The sequence below is a fragment of the Oribacterium sp. Sow4_G1_1 genome (assembly GCF_052116105.1).
Classification (GTDB): domain Bacteria; phylum Bacillota; class Clostridia; order Lachnospirales; family Lachnospiraceae; genus Oribacterium.
The window spans coordinates 1-23687 of the sequence record NZ_JBQKLS010000005.1 but is presented as its reverse complement, the minus strand read 5'-3'; the positions used below and the strand labels follow the sequence as shown (position 1 = coordinate 23687).

General features: G+C 49.8%; 26 protein-coding genes, 7 tRNA genes, 1 rRNA gene and 3 pseudogenes. 5 read left to right on the top strand and 32 right to left on the bottom strand.

Annotated elements, in window-relative coordinates:
• Positions 1 to 13: 13 nt before the first annotated feature.
• Positions 14 to 442, bottom strand: a complete 429-nt coding sequence (locus tag ACTQ52_RS04915; protein ID WP_441227230.1) for a cytidine deaminase — start codon at positions 440 to 442, stop codon at positions 14 to 16.
• A gap of 261 nt (positions 443 to 703) precedes the next feature.
• On the opposite strand from ACTQ52_RS04915, the pseudogene ACTQ52_RS04910 reads away from it, so the two are divergent.
• Positions 704 to 865: pseudogene (locus ACTQ52_RS04910) on the top strand (hypothetical protein); the annotation flags it as partial.
• Here the strand turns inward: ACTQ52_RS04910 and ACTQ52_RS04905 are convergent.
• The 7 genes and pseudogenes from ACTQ52_RS04905 to ACTQ52_RS04875 form a co-directional block, all read right to left on the bottom strand.
• Entirely contained in the window at positions 800 to 1030 is a 231-nt protein-coding gene (locus tag ACTQ52_RS04905) for a hypothetical protein (RefSeq protein WP_441981995.1), read from the bottom strand. The pseudogene ACTQ52_RS04910 and the gene ACTQ52_RS04905 sit on opposite strands and share 66 nt — an antisense overlap.
• A 54-nt stretch (positions 1031 to 1084) precedes the next feature.
• Positions 1085 to 1414 (bottom strand): hypothetical protein, encoded by a 330-nt coding sequence (locus ACTQ52_RS04900; RefSeq protein ID WP_441981944.1) that lies wholly within the window; start codon positions 1412 to 1414, stop codon positions 1085 to 1087.
• Positions 1415 to 1706: 292 nt separating this feature from the next.
• Entirely contained in the window at positions 1707 to 2216 is a 510-nt protein-coding gene (locus ACTQ52_RS04895) for a ferritin (RefSeq protein ID WP_410044122.1), read from the bottom strand.
• Positions 2217 to 2261: 45 nt separating this feature from the next.
• Positions 2262 to 2819, bottom strand: a complete 558-nt coding sequence (gene rbr / locus ACTQ52_RS04890) for a rubrerythrin (RefSeq protein WP_441981994.1) — start codon at positions 2817 to 2819, stop codon at positions 2262 to 2264.
• 18 nt (positions 2820 to 2837) lie between these two features.
• Positions 2838 to 3407, bottom strand: a pseudogene (locus ACTQ52_RS04885) (4Fe-4S binding protein); the annotation flags it as partial.
• Positions 3408 to 3409: 2 nt separating this feature from the next.
• Complete coding sequence (locus tag ACTQ52_RS04880; protein WP_410044121.1) at positions 3410 to 4039, bottom strand: rubredoxin-like domain-containing protein; 630 nt, start codon at positions 4037 to 4039, stop codon at positions 3410 to 3412.
• Positions 4040 to 4109: 70 nt separating this feature from the next.
• A complete protein-coding gene (locus ACTQ52_RS04875; RefSeq protein ID WP_410044120.1) occupies positions 4110 to 4880 on the bottom strand; it encodes a NifB/NifX family molybdenum-iron cluster-binding protein in 771 nt (256 codons plus the stop codon).
• Positions 4881 to 5015: 135 nt separating this feature from the next.
• On the opposite strand from ACTQ52_RS04875, the gene ACTQ52_RS04870 reads away from it, so the two are divergent.
• Positions 5016 to 5675, top strand: coding sequence for a Crp/Fnr family transcriptional regulator (locus ACTQ52_RS04870; RefSeq protein WP_410044119.1), 660 nt, complete (start codon positions 5016 to 5018; stop codon positions 5673 to 5675).
• 48 nt (positions 5676 to 5723) lie between these two features.
• Here the strand turns inward: ACTQ52_RS04870 and ACTQ52_RS04865 are convergent, their stop codons facing one another.
• The 6 genes from ACTQ52_RS04865 to ACTQ52_RS04840 form a co-directional block, all read right to left on the bottom strand.
• The gene (locus tag ACTQ52_RS04865; RefSeq protein WP_441981943.1) at positions 5724 to 7418 is read right to left on the bottom strand and encodes an FAD-dependent oxidoreductase; all 1695 of its coding nucleotides are present in this window, start codon (positions 7416 to 7418) and stop codon (positions 5724 to 5726) included.
• Between the two features lies 1 nt (position 7419).
• Complete coding sequence (locus tag ACTQ52_RS04860) at positions 7420 to 7740, bottom strand: rhodanese-like domain-containing protein (protein WP_154433133.1); 321 nt, start codon at positions 7738 to 7740, stop codon at positions 7420 to 7422.
• Positions 7741 to 7752: 12 nt separating this feature from the next.
• Complete coding sequence (trxA, locus tag ACTQ52_RS04855) at positions 7753 to 8058, bottom strand: thioredoxin (RefSeq protein ID WP_118718022.1); 306 nt, start codon at positions 8056 to 8058, stop codon at positions 7753 to 7755.
• 71 nt (positions 8059 to 8129) lie between these two features.
• Positions 8130 to 8519 carry a rhodanese-like domain-containing protein gene (locus tag ACTQ52_RS04850; protein ID WP_410044117.1) on the bottom strand — a complete coding sequence of 130 codons (390 nt, stop codon included), beginning with the start codon at positions 8517 to 8519 and terminating at the stop codon, positions 8130 to 8132.
• Positions 8520 to 8578: 59 nt separating this feature from the next.
• A complete protein-coding gene (locus ACTQ52_RS04845; protein WP_410044116.1) occupies positions 8579 to 9325 on the bottom strand; it encodes an SDR family NAD(P)-dependent oxidoreductase in 747 nt (248 codons plus the stop codon).
• A 282-nt stretch (positions 9326 to 9607) separates the two neighbouring features.
• Positions 9608 to 9742, bottom strand: a complete 135-nt coding sequence (locus ACTQ52_RS04840; RefSeq protein WP_410044129.1) for a SpoVA/SpoVAEb family sporulation membrane protein — start codon at positions 9740 to 9742, stop codon at positions 9608 to 9610.
• Between the two features lie 509 nt (positions 9743 to 10251).
• Between ACTQ52_RS04840 and ACTQ52_RS04835 the strand changes: the two genes are divergently transcribed.
• Positions 10252 to 10605 carry a helix-turn-helix domain-containing protein gene (locus tag ACTQ52_RS04835; RefSeq protein WP_410044115.1) on the top strand — a complete coding sequence of 118 codons (354 nt, stop codon included), beginning with the start codon at positions 10252 to 10254 and terminating at the stop codon, positions 10603 to 10605.
• Positions 10602 to 12098: a recombinase family protein gene (locus ACTQ52_RS04830; protein ID WP_410044114.1), complete on the top strand. Its 1497-nt coding sequence runs from the start codon at positions 10602 to 10604 to the stop codon at positions 12096 to 12098. Before ACTQ52_RS04835 ends, ACTQ52_RS04830 begins: the two co-directional genes overlap by 4 nt.
• On the opposite strand, the gene ACTQ52_RS04825 is transcribed toward ACTQ52_RS04830, so the two are convergent.
• From ACTQ52_RS04825 to uxuA, 14 genes and pseudogenes are all read right to left on the bottom strand, one after another.
• Positions 12080 to 12160 (bottom strand) — tRNA-Leu (locus tag ACTQ52_RS04825). The two genes, ACTQ52_RS04830 and ACTQ52_RS04825, sit on opposite strands and share 19 nt — an antisense overlap.
• A gap of 179 nt (positions 12161 to 12339) precedes the next feature.
• Entirely contained in the window at positions 12340 to 12468 is a 129-nt protein-coding gene (locus ACTQ52_RS04820; RefSeq protein ID WP_410044235.1) for a hypothetical protein, read from the bottom strand.
• 117 nt (positions 12469 to 12585) lie between these two features.
• Positions 12586 to 13125, bottom strand: coding sequence for a hypothetical protein (locus ACTQ52_RS04815; RefSeq protein WP_441981942.1), 540 nt, complete (start codon positions 13123 to 13125; stop codon positions 12586 to 12588).
• 607 nt (positions 13126 to 13732) lie between these two features.
• On the bottom strand, positions 13733 to 14032 hold the full coding sequence (locus tag ACTQ52_RS04810) for a hypothetical protein (protein WP_441981941.1): 300 nt from the start codon (positions 14030 to 14032) through the stop codon (positions 13733 to 13735).
• Positions 14033 to 14096: 64 nt separating this feature from the next.
• Entirely contained in the window at positions 14097 to 14654 is a 558-nt protein-coding gene (locus ACTQ52_RS04805; protein WP_441981940.1) for a hypothetical protein, read from the bottom strand.
• Positions 14655 to 14670: 16 nt separating this feature from the next.
• Positions 14671 to 14952, bottom strand: a pseudogene (locus ACTQ52_RS04800) (DUF2500 domain-containing protein); the annotation flags it as partial.
• A gap of 114 nt (positions 14953 to 15066) precedes the next feature.
• Positions 15067 to 15139 (bottom strand) — tRNA-Lys (locus ACTQ52_RS04795).
• Between the two features lie 6 nt (positions 15140 to 15145).
• Positions 15146 to 15217, bottom strand: a tRNA-Gln gene (locus ACTQ52_RS04790).
• Positions 15218 to 15237: 20 nt separating this feature from the next.
• A tRNA-His gene (locus ACTQ52_RS04785) sits at positions 15238 to 15311 on the bottom strand.
• Positions 15312 to 15369: 58 nt separating this feature from the next.
• Positions 15370 to 15443: transfer RNA gene (locus tag ACTQ52_RS04780), tRNA-Arg, on the bottom strand.
• A gap of 318 nt (positions 15444 to 15761) precedes the next feature.
• Positions 15762 to 16400 (bottom strand): bifunctional 4-hydroxy-2-oxoglutarate aldolase/2-dehydro-3-deoxy-phosphogluconate aldolase, encoded by a 639-nt coding sequence (locus ACTQ52_RS04775; RefSeq protein WP_410044166.1) that lies wholly within the window; start codon positions 16398 to 16400, stop codon positions 15762 to 15764.
• Positions 16401 to 16505: 105 nt separating this feature from the next.
• Positions 16506 to 17690, bottom strand: coding sequence for an RdgB/HAM1 family non-canonical purine NTP pyrophosphatase (rdgB, locus tag ACTQ52_RS04770; protein ID WP_410044165.1), 1185 nt, complete (start codon positions 17688 to 17690; stop codon positions 16506 to 16508).
• 41 nt (positions 17691 to 17731) lie between these two features.
• Positions 17732 to 19342 carry a mannitol dehydrogenase family protein gene (locus tag ACTQ52_RS04765; protein WP_441981939.1) on the bottom strand — a complete coding sequence of 537 codons (1611 nt, stop codon included), beginning with the start codon at positions 19340 to 19342 and terminating at the stop codon, positions 17732 to 17734.
• Positions 19339 to 20448, bottom strand: coding sequence for a mannonate dehydratase (gene uxuA / locus ACTQ52_RS04760; RefSeq protein WP_410044163.1), 1110 nt, complete (start codon positions 20446 to 20448; stop codon positions 19339 to 19341). The genes ACTQ52_RS04765 and uxuA overlap by 4 nt, the downstream gene beginning before the upstream one ends.
• 258 nt (positions 20449 to 20706) lie before the next feature.
• On the opposite strand from uxuA, the gene ACTQ52_RS04755 reads away from it, so the two are divergent.
• Positions 20707 to 21501: a GntR family transcriptional regulator gene (locus ACTQ52_RS04755; RefSeq protein WP_441227233.1), complete on the top strand. Its 795-nt coding sequence runs from the start codon at positions 20707 to 20709 to the stop codon at positions 21499 to 21501.
• Positions 21502 to 21713: 212 nt separating this feature from the next.
• Here the strand turns inward: ACTQ52_RS04755 and ACTQ52_RS04750 are convergent, their stop codons facing one another.
• The 4 genes from ACTQ52_RS04750 to ACTQ52_RS04735 form a co-directional block, all read right to left on the bottom strand.
• Complete coding sequence (locus ACTQ52_RS04750; RefSeq protein WP_441981938.1) at positions 21714 to 23096, bottom strand: alanine/glycine:cation symporter family protein; 1383 nt, start codon at positions 23094 to 23096, stop codon at positions 21714 to 21716.
• Positions 23097 to 23295: 199 nt separating this feature from the next.
• A tRNA-Leu gene (locus tag ACTQ52_RS04745) sits at positions 23296 to 23379 on the bottom strand.
• A 3-nt stretch (positions 23380 to 23382) separates the two neighbouring features.
• Positions 23383 to 23456: transfer RNA gene (locus ACTQ52_RS04740), tRNA-Asp, on the bottom strand.
• 147 nt (positions 23457 to 23603) lie between these two features.
• Positions 23604 to 23687: ribosomal RNA gene (locus ACTQ52_RS04735) — 23S ribosomal RNA — on the bottom strand; the annotation flags it as partial.

Sequence of the window (23687 nt, the reverse complement as noted above, 5' to 3'; positions counted from 1 at the left end):
GATGTTCAAAATATTAGTTTGTCAGGTTTTCAGGTCCGAAGCTCTCTGGAAGCAACTGCTCGAGCGTGTAGCTTCGGTAGTCCTCCGTCGACTTCGCGAGGATGATCTCGAAGCTCTTTGGATCACAGAACTCACGCAGTGCCTGCCGACAGATGCCACACGGAGCGCAGAACTGAAGCTCACCCTCCTCCGGTCCTCCGGTGATGACGATGCGGTCAAACTCCTTCACGCCCTCGCTGACGGCATGAAAGAGCGCCGTACGCTCGGCACAGTTCGATACGCCATAGCTCGCGTTTTCGATGTTGCAGCCACCGTATACCTTTCCGTTTTTTGCGAGGAGTGCAACGCCCACATGGAAATGGGAGTACGGAACATAGCTGTAGTTCCGCATATCCAGCGCCTTCTCGATCAGGCTTTTCAAATCTGTATTTTCTATATTCATGTACTATCCTTTCAAAATCCGCAGGTCGCGAAAACATGTCCTGCTTTGTTGCTTCATTATACCATATTCTTCCCATATATCCGATAGACAGAAAAAAACATCTGTCCGAAAATTCGGGCAATAAAAAATGCGCCCTCGGCTTTTTTAAGGACGAGAGCGCAGTATATCTGCGGATATGAGATTTTAGAGAATAGCAAGCACAGCCGGTGTATATACACACGGCGATTTTCGATTAAGGAAACCCTCCCCTTAATCTTGAAAATGCTTGTTGGGATGTCTCCCAAGCCCTCTATCTTTACGAAAGGACGATTGCCTATGGCAAACAGAACAAGACCAAATCAGATTCTCTTCTTCGTCTCAGATGACGAGAAAAGAATGATTCAAGCGAAGATGGCGCAACTCGGTACTAAGAACATGGGAGCGTATCTTCGCAAGATGGCGATTGATGGCTACATCATCAAAGTGGACTATGAGAAGGTCATCCGGGGTGTCGTAGTAGATGTTACAAATGGTATGTAGACCGTAGGAATCCACCTGCATATAGGGCGAAAGCCGTCCACGAAGCTCCTGATAGACCCTCTCCGGCATCAGGTACTTTTTCTCGTACCGGTTAAAAACAGACTGTGGCATGCCGTTTCCTCCTTAGTTTATATCCTGCCGCACTTCCAAGGTCAGACCGTCGCTGAGAACGGTGATGCTGCCATCCTTGGTCTGGAGCGTGTGGACACCCTGATCGGCCAGAAACTTGCCCACTTCCTCACCATCCTCCTCTTCTCCGGCGTCGATGACCAGCGTTTTGTTCCCAGCCCACACCACAATGGCGTCGGCCTTGCACTCCTCCAGTATTGTGGTTTTCAGGACCTCTAGCCTTTCGCCGCCGGGAGAAATACCGCTGCGGGATAGGAGCAGGATGACTGCCGCCAGGGCCAGCGAAACCACTACGGTCACAATGCGGTTTCTGTTCCGGTTCATACCCTCCCCCTTTTATCCGCTTCTATCGTAACAATGCAGAAAGAGGGGACTTTATCGCACGCACTCAAAGAATATTTCAATTAGGATGTAGGGTCCACTCCGCAAACCGCTCCCGAAGTTCCGCAATTTGCTGCTGCAGCATCTCTGCGTTTTTCTATGCCGATAGACTATATATACGAAAAAGCCGGCGTTACCCTGGCTTATAGGCATCCTCCTGTAAAAAACCGCCTGCCGGGAAACCGACAGGCGGCATACTGCCTTTTATACTTCCATCATCTATAGGCTATAGTGATTAAAGAACCAAAGAAGGAGCAGAGTAAATTCGTGCTGCCAATTCCTGATTGAGCATATACAAGCTCTTGGGATCGGAGCCAAAGAGTTCCATTTTGGAAATCAAATTATTTGCATTGGTTTCTTCTTCACCTTGTTCTTTCACAAACCAATCGAGGAACTGCATGGTACGGAAATCCCTTGCTTCGTAAGCCTCACTATAGATATCATTAATCAGCGAGGTCACATATTTTTCGTGCTCAAGACCTGCCTTCAAAACATCCATATGGCAAGCTGCATTCAGATCAGGCTTGTCAATGGCTTCAAGCGTTACCTTCTGGTTTTCGTTTTGCAGGTACTGATAGAAAAGCATGGCGTGGTCACGCTCTTCCTGAGCCTGAATTTTATACCAGTTGGCAAAGCCGTCAAGCCCGACTTCCTCGAAATAGTTTGAAAAATTGAGATAAAGGTATGCGGAATAGAATTCCTTATTTACCTGTTGATTGATCAGCGCATGTACTTTTTCGTTCATTTGCAAGAATCTCCTTACATACATATTTCATAAACAAATTGATTCTTAGTAATTTTCCGCACGCACTTCGAAGAATGCCTGAGGATGCTTGCAGACAGGGCAAACCTCGGGAGCCTTGGTGCCAACGACCAGGTGACCGCAGTTGCGGCACTCCCACATGGTAACGCCGCTCTTCTCAAATACCTGCATAGCCTCCACGTTGCTCAGCAGCTTGCGGTAGCGCTCCTCATGGGCCTTCTCAATGGCAGCAACGCCACGGAACTGCTCGGCCAGCTCATGGAAGCCTTCCTCGTCGGCCTCACGGGCCATGCGGTCATACATATCCGTCCACTCGGCATTCTCGCCCTCAGCGGCATGGAGCAGGTTCTCGGCAGTATCGCCCAGCTCGCCCAGAGCCTTGAACCACAGCTTGGCGTGTTCCTTCTCGTTCTCAGCGGTGTGCAGGAACAGCGCGGCGATCTGCTCGTAGCCGGCCTTCTTGGCGACGGAGGCGAAGTAGGTGTACTTGTTCCGGGCCTGACTCTCACCGGCAAAGGCTTCCCACAGGTTCTTCTCCGTCTTGGTACCGGCATAGGGGTTCTTCGCAGGGGCGGCCTCTTCGATCTTCACAAACTTGTCGGCGGGCTGCTTGCAGACAGGGCACTTGAAATCAGGGGTCATGGGGCCTTCATGAATATAGCCGCAGACAGAGCATTTCCACTTTTCCATTTTCTTTTCCTCCGTTTTTTCATTGAATTGAATGGTATGTAACAGGGATTCCACCGCATCCGCCGGGATGCCGGGATATGCTTTGATACGCTCCAGGAACGCCTTGGTGTTGCCACTCTGGGGGAGCATGAAGCCTGCTTCCCGGCACAGGTCCTCCGCCATCAGCCGGGAGGATTTTTCCACGGCCACGCTCAGGGCATCTGGTAGCTGAGAAGCAATGCTCTCGGCTTGAGCCTTACTCTGTACCAGACCCCGCAGGGCTTCCACTACCTTGTCCTCCTTGGGCTGCTGCGCAGGAAGGGTCTTGGGAACCATAGAAATGGCCGAGGACGGACATGCTTCGGCACAGGCACCGCATCCAATGCACTTTTCTGGATCAATGACGCTGTTCTCTGTATCCGTGGCCCCGCTGGGACAGACATAGAGACACAGGCAGTCCTTGGTGCACAGGCGAATATTTCTCACCGCGTATTTTTCAGCCATCATCAAGCCCTCCCTTCCACTTTTTCAAATTTCCAGCTGGGCACCTTGCATACCGGACAAAGATCCGGAGCCGCGTTGCCCACATAGACAAAGCCGCAGACCGTGCAGACCCAGACGCCGGTATTCTCCAGCATCTTTTCCCCTTCGGTTTTGTAGCGTGTCAGCAGGGATTGGAGCATCCGGGTGACTTTTTCGCTCCAGACCTGACACCGCAGGGCACCCCGATCTGGCTTTTCCGCGGATACCGCGTTGCCATAAGGATAACCCACCGAGAGATCGTTTTCGATGAGCTCCAGCAACTTTGCGGTGCTGGCTTCCTGCACCGGTTCCGCCTTGGACCGGAAGAACTCTGCCAGCTTTCGGAAGTCCTCCGCCTGCTGGGGCAGATACTGCTTTTCGCAGCCTCTTGCCAGATTAGAGCAGATGATGCTCATTTCCATGGCGGACAGTTCCTTCTCCACATGGGGCTTGTCCAGCGCGGCAGCAGGCTTGGCTTGCTCGGTGTTCTCACGGAACTGGGATTTATCCGCACCGCACAGGGGACACTTCCAATCGACAGGAAGATCTTCCCACTTGCCACCGGCAGCTTCGTCATAAATATAGCCGCAAATACTGCAAACATATTGCTTCATAGGGTTCACCGCCTCCTTTAGCCATATTTTATCAAATCACGGCACAAATACCGTGACTTTGTCACTTATTTCAGCCGCAGGAGTGATGGCCGCAGCCATGATCACCGCAGTTGCCCTCGTGGTGGTGCTCTCCGTGGTGGCTGCACATCACATTGGGGTTATAGGCCAGCGTTCCGGCAGCCAGCGCCTCTGCCGCCTGGTCCGCGTCGCCGGATACACCGCCATACAGCTGGATGCCTGCCGCTGCCAGCGCCGCCTGGGCGCCGCCGCCAATGCCTCCGCAGATCAGTGCGTCCACATGCAGTGCGCTCAGAACACCTGCAAGCGCGCCGTGGCCACTGCCGTTGGTATCCACCACCTCTGAGGATACGATCTTCCCATTTTCCACGTCGTAGACCTTGAACTGCTCTGTGTGGCCGAAGTGCTGAAAGATCTCTCCGTTTTCATAAGTGACTGCAATTCTCATAATATTATCTCCTTTCGGTTTTTCATGCATCGGATGGATTTTTTGCTGATAGCAATTTTTGCACCCGTAGGCTGCGCTGTTTCCGCTGCAGAGTGTAAAATCCCCTCCCTCGATTCGCAGAGGAAGTCCCTCAACCAGCGCATCGGCCAGTTTTTTGCGGGCAGCTGCATAAATCTGCTGAACCGTTGTTCTGGCAATACGCATATATTCTCCGCATTGCTCCTGAGAAAAACCTTCACGGTCAATCAGGCGAATGGATTCATACTCATCCACATTCAGGACAATGGGAGTCAGTTCCTCGCCGCCACGAACCGGAACAAAACCATCATTATCCGGCAAACAACAAACTTTTCTGCATTTTCTCGGTCTTGGCATAGATTCACCTCCACATTATTTGCGGCATATGCCATTTATACGACCATTGTACATCTCCTTTTCCTATATGTCAACGGAATTATTGACATATGCTATAAATTTTTTTATACTATGTGTATTCAAGGAGGTGTACCCATGGATTTTTCATCCTTTTTTCCAATTTGGAACAAACTGACACCGACCCAGCAGCAGATTTTGGAGCGAAATGCAGTTTTACGAAAAGTGGACAAAGGGACTGTGATTCACAACGGAACTGTGGAGTGTACTGGTCTTCTGCTGGTAAGAAGCGGACAGCTTCGTGCCTATATTCTTTCCGATGAAGGACGAGAGATTAGCCTCTATCGTTTGTTTGATCGGGATATTTGCCTGTTTTCCGCCTCCTGTATGATGAACAGTATTCAGTTTGAGATTACCATTGAGGCGCAGAAGGATACCACGATGTGGGTTATTTCTGCTGACACTTATCAGCACATTATGAAAGAGTCTGCTGTGGTAGCTAATTTTACCAACGAAATTATGGCCACCCGTTTTTCTGAGGTTATGTGGCTCATGGAGCAGATCATGTGGAAAAGTTTTGATAAAAGGCTGGCAGGATTTCTGCTGGAGGAATGCAGCTTAGAGGGAACAAATATCCTCAAGATTACCCATGAAACCATTGCGAGCCACATGGGTACCGCCCGTGAGGTAGTTACCCGAATGCTTCGCTATTTCCAGAACGAAGGTATGGTCAAACTGACTCGTGGAACAGTGGAGATTACAGACAAAATCAGACTGGAACAATTGCAAAATGATTAAGCAAAAAGGACATCTGCTTGCTATTAGTTGCAAGCAGATGTCCTGATTTTATGCTCGATCCATTCCGCAGGCCGTAGCCGATTCAATGAGACAGCGATCATTGGTCACAGCATCATAGAACCGGAAGCCGCCGGAGAAGTTATAGCAGTCAAAGCCGTTTCCGGCCAGGATACGACAGGCAATGTAGCTGCGCAGACCGCTCTGACAGATGACGTAGACAGGCTTACGCTTGTCCAGCTCACCCAGCCGCTCCCGCAGCTCGTCCACCGGGATGTTAAAGAAGCCGTCAATGTGTCCGTGTGCGAATTCTTCCACAGTGCGGGTGTCCAACAGAGTTACGCTTCCGTCACGAGGAAGACGATCTGCATCTTCCAGATGCCATTGTTTCAGAACACCGTTTGCGATATTCTCAACCATAAAGCCAGCCATATTTACCGGGTCTTTCGCAGAGGAATAAGGCGGTGCGTAGGCCAGATCCAGATCCTTCAGTTCCGTGGCTTTCATTCCTGCCCGGATAGCGGTGGCCAGCACATCAATGCGCTTATCCACACCTTCATAGCCTACGATCTGCGCACCCAGCAGGCGATAAGTCGCCTTTTCAAAGACCACCTTCATTGTCATGACTTTCCCGCCGGGGTAGTAACCTGCATGGCTCATGGGCGACAGGATAACCGTATCAACATCCAGCCCTGTTTTTCTGGCGTTGGTCTCATTTACGCCGGTAGTAGCGGCAGTCATGCCGAAGATCTTGATGACACTGCTGCCTTGGGAGCCGGTATAATGGCTGTCTCCGCCACAGATGTTGTCCGCAGCGATTCGTCCCTGTTTATTGGCAGGGCCAGCCAAAGAGATCAGAGCATCCTGCCCGGTGACGAAGTGCTTCACCTGCACCGCATCGCCCACGGCATAGATGTCGGAAATGGAGGTTTCCATTCGGTCATTGACCACGATACTGCCCTTGACGCCCAGCTCCAGTCCCGCATCCTGAGCGAGTTGGGTGTCCGGAGAAACGCCGATTGCCAGCACCACCATGTCGGCATGGAGGGGGGCCTCGTCCTTCAGCAGCACATCCACGCCGCCGTCCCTTTCCTCAAACCCTTCTACGGTATGACCAAGTGCCAGCTTTACACCGTGCTTGCGCATTTCATTATGGATGAAAGAAGCCATATCGGCATCAAAGGGATTCATAAGCTGTTTTGGACGCTGGACAATGGTGACATCCATCCCCAGCTCTCGCAGGTTTTCTGCCAGCTCCAATCCAATGAAGCCACCACCTGCCAGCACAGCGGACTTGGGATGGTTTTCGCTGATGTAATCCTTGATGCGGAACGTGTCCTCCACGGTGCGCAGGGTAAACAGCTTGTTGAGGCCCACACCGGGGAGCCGGGGCTGGGTGGGCTTGGCACCGGGAGAGAGAATCAGCTTGTCATAGCTCTCCTCAAACTCCTCACCGGTTTCCAGATTTTTCACGGAAACGGTTTTTTCTTCAGGATGAATCGCCGTGGCCTCATGGTGCACCTTCATGTTTACATGGAACCGGGAGAAGAAGCTTTCCGGGGTCTGGAGGGTCAGCTCCTCGGGATCCTCAATGACCCCACCAATGTAATAGGGCAGACCGCAGTTGGCGTAGGAGATATACCCCGAGCGCTCAAAAACTACGATTTCTGCCTGCTCATTCAGTCTGCGAATACGGGCGGCAGCGGTAGCGCCGCCTGCCACACCGCCTACAATGACAACTTTCATATTATCGTTCCACCTTTCCTGCATAAGCGGAAATTCCGCCTATGTTTTTCACGTTGGTATAACCCAGCTGCTGCAAAACAGCAGCTGCCTGGCGGCTTCTTGCACCACTGAGACAGTGTACAAAGATGGGGGTAGCTTTATTGTCAATCATGCCAGCCACTTTGTCAATGGACTGCAAAGGAACATTTTTACTGCCGGGGATATGCCCCTGCCGGTATTCGTCGGGGGTGCGAACATCCAGCAGGACTGCGCCATCCGTAGTGCTATATTCTTTGACACCCTGATTGATGTCAGGGCCTTTCAGGAAATCGAAGAATCTCATCTTTGCACCTCCTTACAGCATGGCGAGAATCTGAGCCTTAGGTCTGGCACCGGTGACTTGATTGACAATCTTTCCGTTCTTCATAACCACCAGAGTGGGTATGCTCATCACACCGAACTGCATAGCCAGTTCCTGTTCCTCATCCACATTAATTTTAACAACCTTGATATCGGAGCGCTCCTTGGCAATCTCCTCTACCAGAGGAACTACCATGCGGCAAGGACCACACCAGGGAGCCCAGAAATCCATCAGGACGGGCTTGTCCGAGTTCAAAACCTCTTGATTGAAATTGTTTTTATTAACACTGATAGCAGACATATTTAAGTCCTCCTGTTTTCTTTTTTATGGCTTTATTATATCCAGTAGTCGTTCCTTGTTCTGTGATTTTATCACTTATCGCCGGTGACTGTTTCACCGGGCCAACTATTAATTCCGCCGATCTCAATGATATTGGTGTAGCCCAGTTTCACCAGTTTTTCAGATGCCTGCTTACTCCGATTACCGCTGCGGCAGTATACCAGAATCAGCTGATTTTTATCCGGCAGTTCAGAGATATCCTCTGTGCCAATGGATTCGTTGGCAATATTGATAGCACCGGGAATATGCTTTTCGCTATATTCCTGAGCAGTACGAACATCGAGGATGATGTATCCGGTTTCCTCCTCCATCATCGTAATAGCTTCCTCCATAGTAATCTGTCGATAGGTTTTTTCAGCGGATTGCGTTGCACAACCAGAGAGAAGCAGTAAAGTCATTAAAATGGGAATGATTCTTTTCATGTGTATACCTCCATATTTTGAAGATAGGGCAGCCGTTTCCAGTTGCCCTGTTTCCTTTTTTATGTTCTTGCCATTCCGTCTACACTGAGCACAACGCCCGTGATATAGGATGCTTCGTCAGATGCCAGGAACACAAATGCATTGGCAATATCCTCCGGCTGACCCAGGCGGCGCAGAGGGATCTGCTTGATCATCGGCTCGATAACTTCCTTGGGTACGGCCTTCATCATGTCGGTCTCCGTGATGCCGGGAGCCACCGCGTTGACCCGGATACCCTTGGGACCCAACTCACGGGCTAGGGATACCGTCAGGCCATTCACTGCGAACTTGGACGCGGGATATGCAAAGCCGCTGGGTTGGCCAGAAATACTGACCATAGAGGACGTGGAGAGAATAACGCCCTTGCCCCGGGCTACCATGCACTCACTGGCCGCCCGTGTGGCGTTGAACACGCCTTTCACATTCAGATTCATGACCTTATCAAAGGTCTCCTCGGTATATTCGGTAAAAGGGGTGCTTTCAGACACGCCGGCATTGTTCACCAGAATATCCACGCAGCCATACTTTTCAGTGGCTTCACGGAACGCATTTCGGACAGAGTCCAAGCTGGACAGATTGGGGCTGATTCCCGCGACGGTTGCCTCCGGATATTTTTCCTGTAGCTGAGCAACAGCCTTGTCAGCCGATGTCTGAGAACTTGCAGTCAGGACGACGGTAGCGCCTTCCTTCAGAAATTTGTCCGCGGTAGCAAACCCGATGCCCCGGCTGCCGCCGGTGATAATCGCAACTTTATCTTTCAGTCTCATATTTAGACCGCCTTTCTTTTTATTTGTGGCTGTATCATAACAGATGCTGTGTGGTCGTTCCGTGATAATATCACATTTTATCGATCATCCCTTGCAGGCAGAAGATTTCATACAAGCACCTTAATCAAACTGGAATAAGCATCTAAATAAAGGTTTCCTCAGAAACTTTCTCCCCCATTTCATGGAGTTCAAGAGCCTTTTTGCTTCTGTTTTGCCTTACGAGTTACAATAGACATACAAAAAAACGCCCACTTCGCCGATTACGAAGTGGGCAAAAATGTTCTAAAAGCTCTGCAATAACACAAAAATTATGCCATAAATCACGCTTGTGCTGACACCATAAACGATCACAGGCCCCGCTATGGTAAACATTTTGGCACAGCTTCCCTGGGTTATAGACTCACCCTTGCACTCCAACAAATGCGATTTCTTCCGAGGCTTTTCCTAATTCGAAAGAATAATGGATGACCACTCCAGATCCACGGTTATGGGGTGCTTATCCTTTATGCGGCAGCAGTAAGGGAGAAAAGGGAGAGCAAAAGAGCAGCGGCTAACGCCGCCTTAAAGAGAAAGTCACCTCTCCCTTTTCTCCCTCGCTGCGGCTATGGAAACCGAGGAAAACCGCAAGCGGTTTACGCACCGTTTCCACAGCCTACGCTTCACCCTCTTTTTCCTCTCCGACTTTCTCCCTTTTCACAGAAAAAGAGATATAAGGGTAGCACATAGGACGAGGAAAAAGAACGGCACACAGGCTGAATTATTGATGATTTTCGCACCGAAAAGCAACACCAAAACAACGGTTAGGCACTCTGCGAAAAAATACGCATTTTCGTCTACCTGAAATGTTCACAGAAAAGATTCAAATTAGGCATTGCAAATATACAGATAATGTATAATATATTCAGGTAAAAACAGGAGGTGGCTTGATGAATACAGTTGGTGAGCGTTTGAAAACGCTGCGCGAGGGAATGAAGTTCTCTCAAAAGAAAATGGCTGAGTTGCTGAATGTGACGCAGCCGAGTATTAACCGATATGAGCATGGGCAGTCTGTACCGTCTATTGAATTGCTGATAAAATATGCGGATTATTTTGATGTATCTATGGACTACATCACTTGCCGTTGTGATGAGCCGCAGGGCAAACTGTACCAAGTGAAACCGCCTGTTGCGGATAATCCCGAATTGGCAAAGTTTGTAGAAATGTGCTTTGAGCCTGATTCGCCCATGAATGAGCAGTTGAAACAAACCTTGATACAGATGTTAGGGACGGTGAAAGCATGACGGCAGTAATTTACGCGAGATATTCTTCTGATAATCAGCGCGAGGAATCCATAGAAGGTCAGCTCCGCGAATGTACCGCGTTTGCTGATAAGAATGGAATTACCGTTCTGCGTCACTACATCGACAGGGCAGTTTCCGCAAAGACCGACAACCGCCCAGAATTTCAGAACATGATTAAGGACAGCGGCAAAAAGCTGTTTGATATGATTATCGTTTGGAAACTTGACCGGTTTGCCCGAAATCGCTATGACAGCGCACGATACAAGGCGCAGTTGAAGAAGAACGGCGTTAAGGTTGTTTCCGCTACCGAGGTTATTTCCGATGGCGCAGAGGGTATTATCCTTGAATCCATGCTTGAGGGCTTCGCTGAATACTATTCCGTTGACCTTTCCGAAAAGGTTGTACGCGGTATGACCGATAATGCGTTGAAATGTATGTTTAATGGCGGTACGCTGCCGATGGGCTATCAGATCGACGCAGACCAACATTTTCAGATTGATCCTGTAACTGCACCGTACATTTTGGACGCTTTCAAGCGATATGACAAGGGCGCGACCATGACAGAAATCCGCGATTGGCTCAACGAACAGGGCATGAAAAACACTCGCGGTAATCCCTTGACCTACAACAGCGTACAGCATCTATTGAAAAATCGCCGTTATATCGGAGAATATCAGTACAGGGAGATTATTGTCCCCGATGGTATTCCCGCCATCGTGCCGCTTGACTTGTTTGAACGAGTACAAGCAAAAATGGCGAAAAACAAGAAAGCCCCCGCCCGACACAAGGCAGAGGACGATTATCTGCTGACAACCAAGCTGTTTTGTGGGTACTGCGGCGCGTATCTCTGCGGCGAGAGTGGCACAAGCCGTACAGGGATCGTCCACCACTACTACAAGTGCGTCTCGGTGAAAAAGAAGCGTAAAGAGTGCCACAAAAAGCCTGTTAAAAAGGTTTGGATTGAGGATTTAGTTGTCTCGGCAGCAATGGAAATGATTATGGACGATGACGCGATTGAGGCTATCGTTTCAATGCTCATGGATTTGCAGGAACAGGATAACACCAATATTCCCCTGTATGAGCAGCAGTTACAGGAAACCAATGCCGGGATCCGCAATCTGCTGAATGCTATTCAGCAAGGTATTCTGACAAAATCGACCAAAGAACGCCTTGAAGAATTAGAGGCGGCAAAAGAGGAATTGGAAAACCGCCTTGCCAACGAGCAGTTGTCCAAGCCCCCGAAAATCAGCGCGGAGTTTATGACATTTTGGCTGCACCGTTTCCGCAAATTAGATGTTACCAAGCAGAGTCACCGCAAAATGCTGATTGACACCTTTATCAACGCGATATTCCTGTATGACGATAAAATGCTGATAACCTTTAACTACAAGGACGGCACAAAAACCATTACATTCGGCGAGGCTAAAGAAGCCGCTGAAAAAGCGGCTTCTGGTTCGGATTTGGATTGCTCAACTGCGGCTCACGGGACTTGAACCCGCACATCAGAGATACAGGAACCTAAATCCTGCGCGTCTGCCAATTCCGCCAAAGCCGCATCTCAACTCATTGCATTATAAAGTATGGATAAGCGAAATGCAAGAAGGGAAGCGCTGATTGATCGCGGCCAGCATTGGCCCAGGGCCTTTTGTTATGCCAAATCCAAGGTTGTATATCCTCGTTCTCTCGCCTGAACTTTTGTCGGAAAAACCGATAGAAGTCTGTATCTGAAATCGCTCACTTTCTTGTCGTACCGATATAATTAACCCCTTCACCATCCAGGGCATCCGTGCCAATGAATTCCTTTTCTAACATGTCCTCCTGCACAAGTGTCTGAAGTTTCCCAGTGTCTTCTTCCACCAGCATTCTACTGACTGCTTCACTCTAACAACTCGCATTTTTTGCGTGTTGTTATTTTATCACTCAACACGCGTATAGAGCCTCACCAGGCCATTTTCTTTCGTGACTTTAAGCACTGCCTGATCACCATATTTCAGAGTACAGATATAATCCGCCCAGCACCATCACCAGTACCAGTACAATGCTGTGAACGCGGCTCACCATCTTCCAGGCATTTTCTTCTTCAACACGTAACTCGCCGTTCTCTGAATCTTTGTCTTCGATATACGTCCGCTTGTTTGATAAAACATACCAGCCGAACCAGATGGCGTATATAGCCGCAAGCGTTAAAAGAGTGATCAAGACCGCACGAAGATCATCCGTCAACGGGCAAAACATTGACAGAAGCGCGGCAGGTAAAAGCAGCGCAATCGGTACATCCGAGGCCACATAGGCGAATCTTCCAAACAGCTTACGATACAGCCGCTTTGTCCGCCGCTGTTCTCGCTCTTCCTCTTCGTAGGCTGCCGGTGAAAAGGCGACATATAATCCTCTTACGGATATGTACCCAGCCACGATGATTATCGGCAGATCCGAGAGATCTCTGAAATAAATCAGCTTCATCGCGACAAAAGCACATCCCAGTAACGATTCCAATGCTGTCTTCGGACTAATCAGTTTCATAACCGCCACCTCCATGAAGTCATCATGCATATTCGGAAGCCATCAGCTTCCATTTCGTGATTGTGTCTCCGCAGATTCCGATTTGTCTTCCTGATTTTCTATATTTTCTATCTCAATTCTACCATCTCGAAATCAAACACAAAATATAGGAATCCGGTCGGTTTTCGTCCTATTTTATTAAGTTTTACTTTTAACATGACGGGAACTTGCCAAATGTGTTTCATCGGATGAACGCCACATCCTATCACACAGTGAATAACCATAAAAATAGAGAGCAGGATATCAAATCCTGCTCTTTCTCTTTGCAAATGTCTGAAAATCACCAGGGGTTTTGTACGTTTTTGGAGCGATTTTCGAAGTGGTTGCGAGGGGGGCGTACGTTTTAGAAATATCATGTACATCCAGAAGTCATCCGCTCCCCCATAATCGTTATAAATTCAGCAAATTCATCACAAGCTTCACCATTACATCTTTCTCTTCCGGACTCGATTCAGCAATCATCAAGGTGATGGCTACCAGAGTCCCATCGCTTATGCGCTTAACTCCATTTTGAAATAAGGCATTGTTTTTATCCAGAAATTCCAGGAAGAGAGATGCCTCAATTCTTTTACAGCCATCTGCATATGCCTCTTTTAGAATTAACTCGATAACCTACAGAAAAAATCATATCAAGGTTGTATATCTTCGGCTTTCTTCCTCTTGAACTTTTATCGGAAAATCCGATAGAAGTTTCATTTAGTTCACCAGATGAGATAATATTGTTGATATGTTCACTTAATGTAGCTTGCTTAACATTAAACAATTCTCCCATTTGCTTCTGTGTCAGCCAAACTGTTTCCTGTTCCGGATTTATTTGAACTTCAATATTAATGTCACCATCCGTAAATAATACTATTTCGTTTTTCATTCATCATCCCCTCATTCTCTGTCACTTACTTCATCCTTCGCACATCTTGGCAACTTCTAATACTTTAATATCCATAAGTCATCAGCTTCCATTCTCCACCATCACTCCGCGCAAGCCACCAGGACCAGTCTGTATACTCTTCATCTGGATTCCAGGCCCCAGAATCCGTCTTCGGCGAGTGAAACCTGCTGTCAAATGCGATGCATTGCGTAAACACTTCCGAATCATCCTTTGACTTTAATCGATTCATCCAGGCGATATTCTCTGACGTGTTGCACTTTTCATCCGATGCATACGAAAGACTGTGTAATTCGCAGCCTTCAAATGCTTCGAACTCTTTCATTATAATCTTTATCGCTGCATCCATATCCGCTTTAGAGTATATATAGGATGCGCCATAATCCATTTTGACAGCTGATGGATTTCCTTTTGAACTTCCGGCTTTCAGATCCTTTGCTGCTACCGATACATCTTCTGCACTTTCTTCGTTATGTGTCTCTATTTCTTCATGTGTAGAATCTATAGGCGCAATCGTAGTTGTTTCCGGTATCGTCTCGTGAGCAGCCTGACAGCCGGTCATAAGCAAGCAGACAAGCCCGAGCGTTATAAATCGTTTTTTCATGTTATCACATCCAGAATCACGCGCGCTCAAATGACAAGTATCTCGTTCCCTGAAAAGTTAGTTTTCCGATATCTCCTTCCGCCAGCATTCCATATTCTCTTCCTGAAACCTGTAGTTCCATCCGGTCACCGCTCTCTACCTGAAACGTGACATAGTAGCTGGTACTTGAAGTCGAATGAAATCCATGAGCTCCAGACAGGTCACCCGCATTTGCATGGTTATAATGTGTGATATTTTCTCGCTTTGCGACGATGGTTGCACTCACCGACAAACGCGGTGACTGATTGTTTTTATGCCATCCCGGAATCAAACACAAAATATAGGAATCCGGTCGGTTTTCGTCTTTTTTATTAAGTTTACGTACGCAAAAAGACCTGTAAGTTTTTCAACTTACAGGTCTGAAAAATCAAGATGAGGCTGACGGGATTCGAACTCGCGACAACTTGATTAAAAGTCAAGTGCTCTACCGACTGAGCTACAGCCTCGCAAAACAGGGCCAGTTGGATTCGAACCAACGAGTGCAGGCGTCAAAGGCCTGTGCCTTACCGCTTGGCGATAGCCCCTCGATAAGCCTGCTGGCTAGGGTGGGTAATGGAATTCGAATCCATGATCTCCAGAACCACAATCTGGCGCGATAACCAACTACGCTATACCCACCATATTACGGCTGCTTTTCAGCAAACCAGTATGTAAATCTCTCGAGATGTCTCGAGAATGAGCCCGGGGGGATTCGAACCCCCGACCCACGGCTTAGAAGGCCGTTGCTCTATCCAGCTGAGCTACGGACTCAGACAACTCTTTATGAGCGACTCGTATATATTAACGAATAAGCTTCATTTTGTCAACCATAATTTCACTCATCGGAAAATAATATGTACAAGTCACTTGAAGCACAGAGCTTCGTGCGTCTGTTTTCTGTTCTTCTTATTACCGTGCTTTCCTAGAATACAAAAAAAAGCACCGGAATGCAAGTCTTCATTTCGATGTTGCTTCTACTTCGTTTCTTCATCTCCGGCCCATCTTCAATAAAAATCCGAAGGCCTTCTTTCGAAGTCCTCCGGATTTTCCGTTCATATATATGATTTTGATATACAGAGATTGATGCGCTTATGCCTTATGTGTAAGGTCGTACGCTTCCTGGCAGAGCTTGGTGATACCAGCCCAGTCCTTATTTACAAGCATATCCTTCTTGCATACCCATGTTCCACCTACACCGATAATCTTATCGAAGGCAAGATACTCGAGCACGTTGTCGAGGTTAACGCCACCGGTAGGCATGAACTTGAGCTGTGGGAATACAGGAGAAAGTGCCTTCAGGGTCTTGAGTCCGCCGTATGCAGCCGCCGGGAAGAACTTTACCATCGGAAGGTTGTAACGAAGTGCGTTTGTGATATCGGTCGGTGTGCAGGTACCTGGGCAGTAAGCTACGCCGTGGCCGAGTGCGCACTGCGCAACCTCATCTGAGAAAGACGGGGAAACGATGAACTGAGCACCAGCGTTGATCGCACGTGTGCACTGCTCACGATCGAGAACAGTACCAGCACCAACAACGACATTCGGGCACTCCTTTACCATCGCTGCGATCGCATCTGCAGCAGCTGCTGTACGGAAGGTAACCTCCGCCATCGGAAGATGACCAGCCTCGAGCGCCTGTGCGAGAGGAACGGCATCCTCCACGTGATCGATAACTACGACTGGACAAACCTTAATCTCGGCAAGCTTCTCCATGAAATCTTTCTGTGTCATATCAAATCTCCTTTGAATATTATCAAGCCCGAATAAATCAGGCCATGTAAACGCTTACAGTCTTTATTATATATGATTTATTTTTCACATACAAGAGTGAATCGCCTAGTCTTTTATGTAAACCTGGCGGAACTCGAAATCTCCCTCTTCGCTGACGTCGATCACCATATAGGATGGACGACGGTCGACCTGGCGCGGATAGCTGATGGAACCCGGATTCAGGCAGGTCACGCCATCGACCGTTTTCAGGAACGGCTTATGCGTATGACCGAACATCACGACATCACAGTCGCGGTTCTTCGCTTCATCGACGATGCCGGATACGCCCATATTTACCCCGTAGTAGTGGCCATGGGTCAGAAGGCAGCGATGCTTTCCGATCTTCACGACGATCTCCTTCGGAAGCGAAGTGAAGAAGTCGTTGTTTCCCTGCACGAAGTAGCACTTCACGCCATCACCGGCATACTGCTGGATCATCCCCTCCGAGCCCTCGGCATCGCCGAGATGGATGAGGATATCGATCATCCCGATGCGGCTCAGTACATCCTTCAGGTTCGCGTCGTTCCGGTGGGAATCACTTACGACGAGGACGGTCTGAAAGGGGCGGACAAGTCCGCTTTCCTCCCGGGCCTCTGCCCCGTCTTCCGACGTCGTGCCGCGTCTCGCGGCATCCTTTTCCAGGACATCCTTCAGAAGCTCACGCATCGCACGGAGTGCCTTGCCGCGATGAGAAATCGCATTCTTTTCCTCCGGCGTCAGCTCCGCAGAGGTCTTGCCATACTCCGGAAGGTAGAGAATCGGATCATATCCGAAACCATGCGCCCCCTTCGGTTCATGGGCGATCAGGCCCTCGAAGATGCCTTCTGCGTGGAGGACACGTCCGTCTGCAAATGCAGCGCAGATATCGCAGGTGAAGTGTGCCGCGCGTTCATCTCCCTCCGCATAGCGAAGCTCATGGATGATGCGTGCATTCTTTACATCATACGAGGTATCCTCACCGAGGTAGCGGGCACTGTAGATGCCCGGCAGTCCCAGCATGTAATTAACACAAAGGCCGGAGTCGTCCGACATGATGATGTCATCGTCCTCCAGCATATGATGTGCAAGCATATAGCTGCGAATGCCGACGGCCTTCAGCTCTGCGTTCTCCGCAAAGGTCTTACCGGTCTCGACGGGCTCGAAATCGATTCCGAGCTCACTCTTCGCAACGATATCGGTGGCCAGATCCCCCAGGATCTGGCGCACCTCTATCATTTTATTTTTATTATGGGTAGCAAATATGATTCGCATGCTTCACTCGTCTCTTTCTGCCCATATGCCTGATTTAAAGATCAGTCAAGGTACTTCTTGAGGGTGGCTCTCACGGCACCAGGGCCTGCCAGCTCCTCCTTAAAGAGATCCTCGATCAGTTCGCCGATACCAGCCTCATAAAGGTCAGAGCCGAAAATGTTCACGTTGCTGAGGATCGGACGAACCTTGTCGCCGACACTCTCTGGATGTCCGAGAGTGATGCCTTCCATCTGCTGAGACAGCGTCTCCAGCATCGGATCTGCGGAACGCTCGAAAGCCTGACCCTCATCATCCACACCAAGAAGATAACGCAGCCAGCCTGCGATTGCAAGCGGAATCGCCTTCAGCTTCTTCGCATCGCCATACTTCGCAACATAGCTCTTGATAGTCTCGCCGTAACGAATGCCGACCTTCTGAGAGGTATCGGTCGCGATACGCTGTGGCGTATCCGGCATGAACGGGTTCGGGATACGAACATTGATAACCTCGTCAACGAACGCCTCCGGAGAAAGAATGCCAGGGTTCGTCACAACCGGCATACCCTCCACCGGGCCGATCTCATGAACGAGCTTGTTGAGCTCGGTGTCCTTCATCTCATCTGCGATCAGCGTGTAGCCGAGTACACAGCCGTATACAGCCAGTGCCGTGTGCAGCGGGTTGAGGCAGGTGGTGACCTTCATACGCTCTACCTTATTGACAGTATCACGGTCAGTCATGTATACACCAGCGTCCTCAAGCTTCGGTCTGCCGTTCGGGAATTTGTCCTCGATGACGAGATACTGAGGGCCCTCTGCATTGACGAAAGGTGCGATGTAGGTATGCTTCGAGGTGATGACCGGCGCCATATCCTCGATGCCGAGTGCCTCGAGTTCCTTCTCTACAGACTCTGCCGGACGCGGGGTGATCTTATCGATCATGGACCACGGGAAGCCGACCTTGTTCTCATCCTTCAGATACTCTACGAAGGCTGCCGGAACGAAGCCCTTCTTCTCCCACTCCTCGGCCATGGTCACGATGGAGCTCATGAGCTTCTCACCGTTGTGTGAGCAGTTATCACAGGAAACAATCGCTACCGGATACTGTCCTGCCTTGAAACGCTCGAACAGAAGTGCAGTGACGATGGCCATCGCAGCGCCCGGCTTCTCCGGACCGTTATCGATGTCTGCCTGTACGAACGGGAAGTACTGGCCGTCTGCATTCTTCAGTGCATAGCCCTTCTCGGTGATGGTGAAGGTTGCCATCTGGAAATCCGGATTTGTGAAGATCTCCTTGAGGCGGTTCCACTCCTCCGGAACAGCGGACTGTGCCTTGATCGCCTCGGTCAGCGAGCCGATGACGCGCTTCTCAGTATTGCCGTCTGCCTTCAGGGTGACACCCAGTACGAGGTTGTCGTATGGCTTGTAGATCTTATCAACAACATCGAAGTCGAAGGTCTCGACACAGGTGATGCCCTTATCGAGCTCACCCTTCTCGATCAGTGTATCTGCGATGCTTCCGAGGAAGATACGGAAGATGTTACCGATACCGAAGTGTACCCAGCGTGGGGACTTCTTCGTATTCTCTGCAAGTGCAGTCACATCATAGGATGGAAGTGTTACACCGGCCTGTGCCCATGCAGCTGTATCCTTTAAACCCTCAAGTGTTAATTTCATTTTGCAAACTCCTTTCTCGTCTCAGCCTTCTCGATGGCCTCCCAGAGACCTTGGATGTACGTTGCACCAAGTGCACGATCATAGAGACCATATCCTGGGATAACGCCTGGCTTATCAACCTCATCCCAGATCATGCGGCCGTGATCCGGACGGATCGGTCCATCGAAGCCAGTCTCATAGAGTGCACGAACGATCTCGTACATATCGAAGTTACCATCCTTGGAAATGTGGCAAGCCTCCTGGAAATCATAATTCTCACGAGAGGTATCGTTGAAACGAAGGTTACGTACATGTGCAAAATGAATTCTGCCCTTCAGTACACGGATCATGTGCGGAAGATCATTCTCGAGGTTGGTGCCGTAGGAACCAGAGCAGAAGGTCACGCCGTTATGTACATCGTCGACAGCATTCATCAGACGAAGGATACCTGCCTCGGAGTTGATGATTCTGGTGAGACCGAAGACGGACCATGCCGGATCATCCGGGTGGATCGCCATCTTGATGTCATACTTGTTGCAGACCGGCATGATGGCCTTCAGGAAGTATACGAGGTTCTGGAAAAGCTTCTCGCCGTCAACATCCTTATACATCTCGAAGAGCTCCTTGATCTTCGCCATACGCTCCGGCTCCCAGCCTGGCATAACCGCGCCGTTTGACATCTTCTCCATAGAAGCAGCGAGGTTATCCGGATCGATGGCATCGATGGCCTTCTGATTATAAGCAAGTACTGTAGAGCCATCCGGGTTCTTACGTGCCAGCTCGGTTCTGGTCCAGTCAAATACAGGCATGAAGTTGTAGCATACGAGGTGGATGTCCTCCTTACCGAGGTTCTCAAGTGTCTCGATGTAGTTTGCGATGTACTTATCACGGTTCTCATCGCCGACCTTGATGGAGTCGCAGACATTGACAGACTCGATACCGCTCAGGCGAAGACCTGCAGCCTCGATCTCTTCCTTTAATGCATGGATTCTCTCCTGTGACCATACCTCACCCGGGGTGGTGTCATACAGTGTAGAGATAACTCCGGTTACGCCCGGAATCTGGCGGATCTGCTGTAAAGTTACGGTATCAAACTTAGAGCCGTACCAACGTAATGTCATTTCCATTATTATACCCTCCGTACAAAATGTATACTAGTTTCTGTAGTTCCTAGAATAACCCGCTCTACTTTATCTGTCAACGAGATTTCAAAGAAAAGCCGAATTTTATCAATTTCAATGTCTCTTTGTGTATAATTTCACAAGTCTTTCTTCATTCCGTCTCCATTTTCGTTCATTTTACCTCTCCGTCGTGTATGTATACTAGATTTTCCGGGCTTTTCGAGTATAATGAAGCTATAACTATTTAATTTTCAGGAGTCCCTCATGAACGAGAACACGCGCGAAGTATTTGAATCTACGGCAGATGCCACGGCCATATCGAAGCCAGAGGAGATCCATCCATTTGAATCCACAGCAGATGCCACGGCCATATCGAAGCCGGAGGAAATCCATCATTATCTGTGGGATCGTATCGCGACGCTCGAGCTCCAGCCAGGCACGAAGCTCAGTGAAGTGAAGCTGGCACAGATGTTCAGCTGCAGCCGTATCCCTGTTCGAGAGGCGGTGCGGCGGCTGAACGCGGAAGGTGCGTTGGACTCTCAGCCACAGCGTGGCAGCTTCGTGAGCCGCATCGACATGAATCGTGTACGACAGGTACGCTATCTTCGCGAGGTCCTGGAAACCCGTGTGGTCATGGATGCCTATGATGCCGGCCTCCTGCAGCCGCTTCTTCCTCTCCTTCGCAATATGCTGCAGGAGCAGCAGGATATGATCCGATTCAATGAGCTCATCAAGCTGACCGACGCCGACACCCGCTTCCATGATCTCTTCTATCAGCTGCAGAATAAGGAGTTCGTTCAGCAGCACACCGGCCGCCACGACATCCACTATATCCGTGCACGCCGCTTCGCCCTCGGCATCGAGCGCAGTGATGATGAGCGGATGGACGATAGTGTAAACATCGTCTCCCAGCATGTGCGCATGGTGCACGCCATCGAACAGGGCGATCGTGCCGCACTCGAGCAGGAGCTCGTTCATCACTTCCGGAACATCAATCACACGCTGGAACGCGTGGTAAATGACGAAGCCTTCAAAACGGTGTTTCAGGTGAATGACTAAGTTCAGATAATCGCAGAGCCGCATGCGCAGTCTATCGCAGGAACATCCGCACGCAAAAAGACCGATGGTCTGTTTCACGAACAGGTCACCGGTCTTTCTTTATGTTTCTGTATCGATATGTTTCTGTATCAATGTGGTCGTCTGTCTTCGGATCTACACGTCAAAACAGCCCTATCCGCAGACTCATCTGTTTCTATACAGCGTATGGATCTTCAGTGTTTCATAAAGCGCTGTTCATAATCCCTGAGTGACGCGATCGCCTCCTTCGACATCGGGATCAGCGCGAGCATGTTGAAGATCGTCATGAGGCCAATGCCTACATCGCCGAGATCCCACACGAAGGTGTAGGCCGCCATGCAGCCGATGAAGAGGTTGATCAGCGCGATGATCTTATATACATTCTGTGATTTCCAGCTGTCACCGAACACATACGCGACGTTCGAACGTGCATAGAACAGGACGCCGATGAAGGTCGAGAAGCTGAAGAGCCAGAGCGTGATGGCGATGAAGATCACACCGGCCTGGCCGAAATGGTAGCGCATCGCTGCCTGGAGAAGATCCATACCACCGAGGCCGGCCACCACTTCCTCCGGAACGAGAAGCATCACGAAGGCGGTACAGCTGCAGATCACGATGGTGTCGATGAAGACGCCGAGCGCCTGCAGAAGTCCGGACTTCACTGGATGATCGACATCTGCCGCAGCCGCTGCACATGGCGCAGAGCCGGAGCCTGCTTCGTTGGAGAAGAGGCCACGCTTCACACCGTTCATAAGGACGGCACCGAAGCCACCCGCCACCGCCTGACGCAGGCCGAAGGCCTCACGAAAGATACGTGAAAATACCGCTGGCAGCTGAGTGAAGTTGTTGATGATCACGAACACGGTCAGGAAGATATAGAAGCCGGCCATGACTGGAACGATGATGTCGAGTGCCTTGACCGTGATATTCTTCCGGAACACGATCACCGCAGACAGGAGGCAGAGAAGCACCGCGGAAGCGATCGGTGGCACGTGAAACGCATTGTCAAAGGCAGACGCGACGGAGTTACCGATGACCTGGCTGATGCCACACCAGCACAGGAGGCCGGACAGCGCGAACAGGATCGCGATGACGCTCTTTCGCTTCTTTCCGGCAAACATCTTATGGATATAGTAGGCCGGACCGCCTCGGTAACCACCGTACAGAGGATCTTCTTCCTTATATAACTGGGCGAATGTCGCCTCGACGAACGCCGTGCTGGAGCCGATCAGCGCTGTCAGCCACATCCAGAACACGGCACCGGCACCACCGGCAGATACCGCTGCAACGACGCCGACGAGATTACCCATGCCGACACGTGTTGCGGTCGAAACGATGAGGGCCTCGAGTCCAGAAACCTTACTGTTCTTTTCCGGATCGACACTCTTCTCTCTTGCCACACGACACATCTCCGGGAAGAGACGGATCGGGAGGAAGCGGGTGCGGACGGTACAGAAGATACCTGCCGGAATCAAAAGAAGAACCAGGAGTGACAGCCCGAGTGTCGAGCCTCCTGGTAGTGGAATCGTGATGAGGTCTCCCCAGAGGAGATTGTAGATAAACTGAATTACTGCCATAACACTTTCATCCTTTAAACTATTAATTACTTTAAAGTATAGCAGATATTCCTCGAGAAACAAGAAAGAAAACGACGATGTCCGGAAATGCGCCTTCGCGCGGGCATCGTCGTACTGTGTGATCCGATATGGGACGGCGTGTCGCAGCCGTTTAAAGTATAAAAAAAGCGGAAAGCCGACTTCTCAGCTTTCCGCGTGATGCGGGAGATGGGACTTGAACCCACACGTCCTATCGGACACAAGATCCTTAGTCTTGCCTGTCTGCCAATTTCAGCACTCCCGCAGACGACCCGGGACGGAATCGAACCGACGACCTCCGCCGTGACAGGGCGGCGCTCTAACCAACTGAGCCACCGGGCCACATGGTATCGTGCCCTGAAAACTGTATATCGCTCATATATTATTCTGTAGATAAAACATCAAACCTACCAGCACATCTACTGTCGTAGATGCCGCATACTCGTGAATGTAGAAGTAAACCTTCACGCTTCACTCGTCTTGCGCACATTGGATAAGCCCTCGACCTATTAGTAACTATCACCTGAATGCTTTGCAGCACTTACAGCTTAGCCCTATCAACCTTGTAGTCTT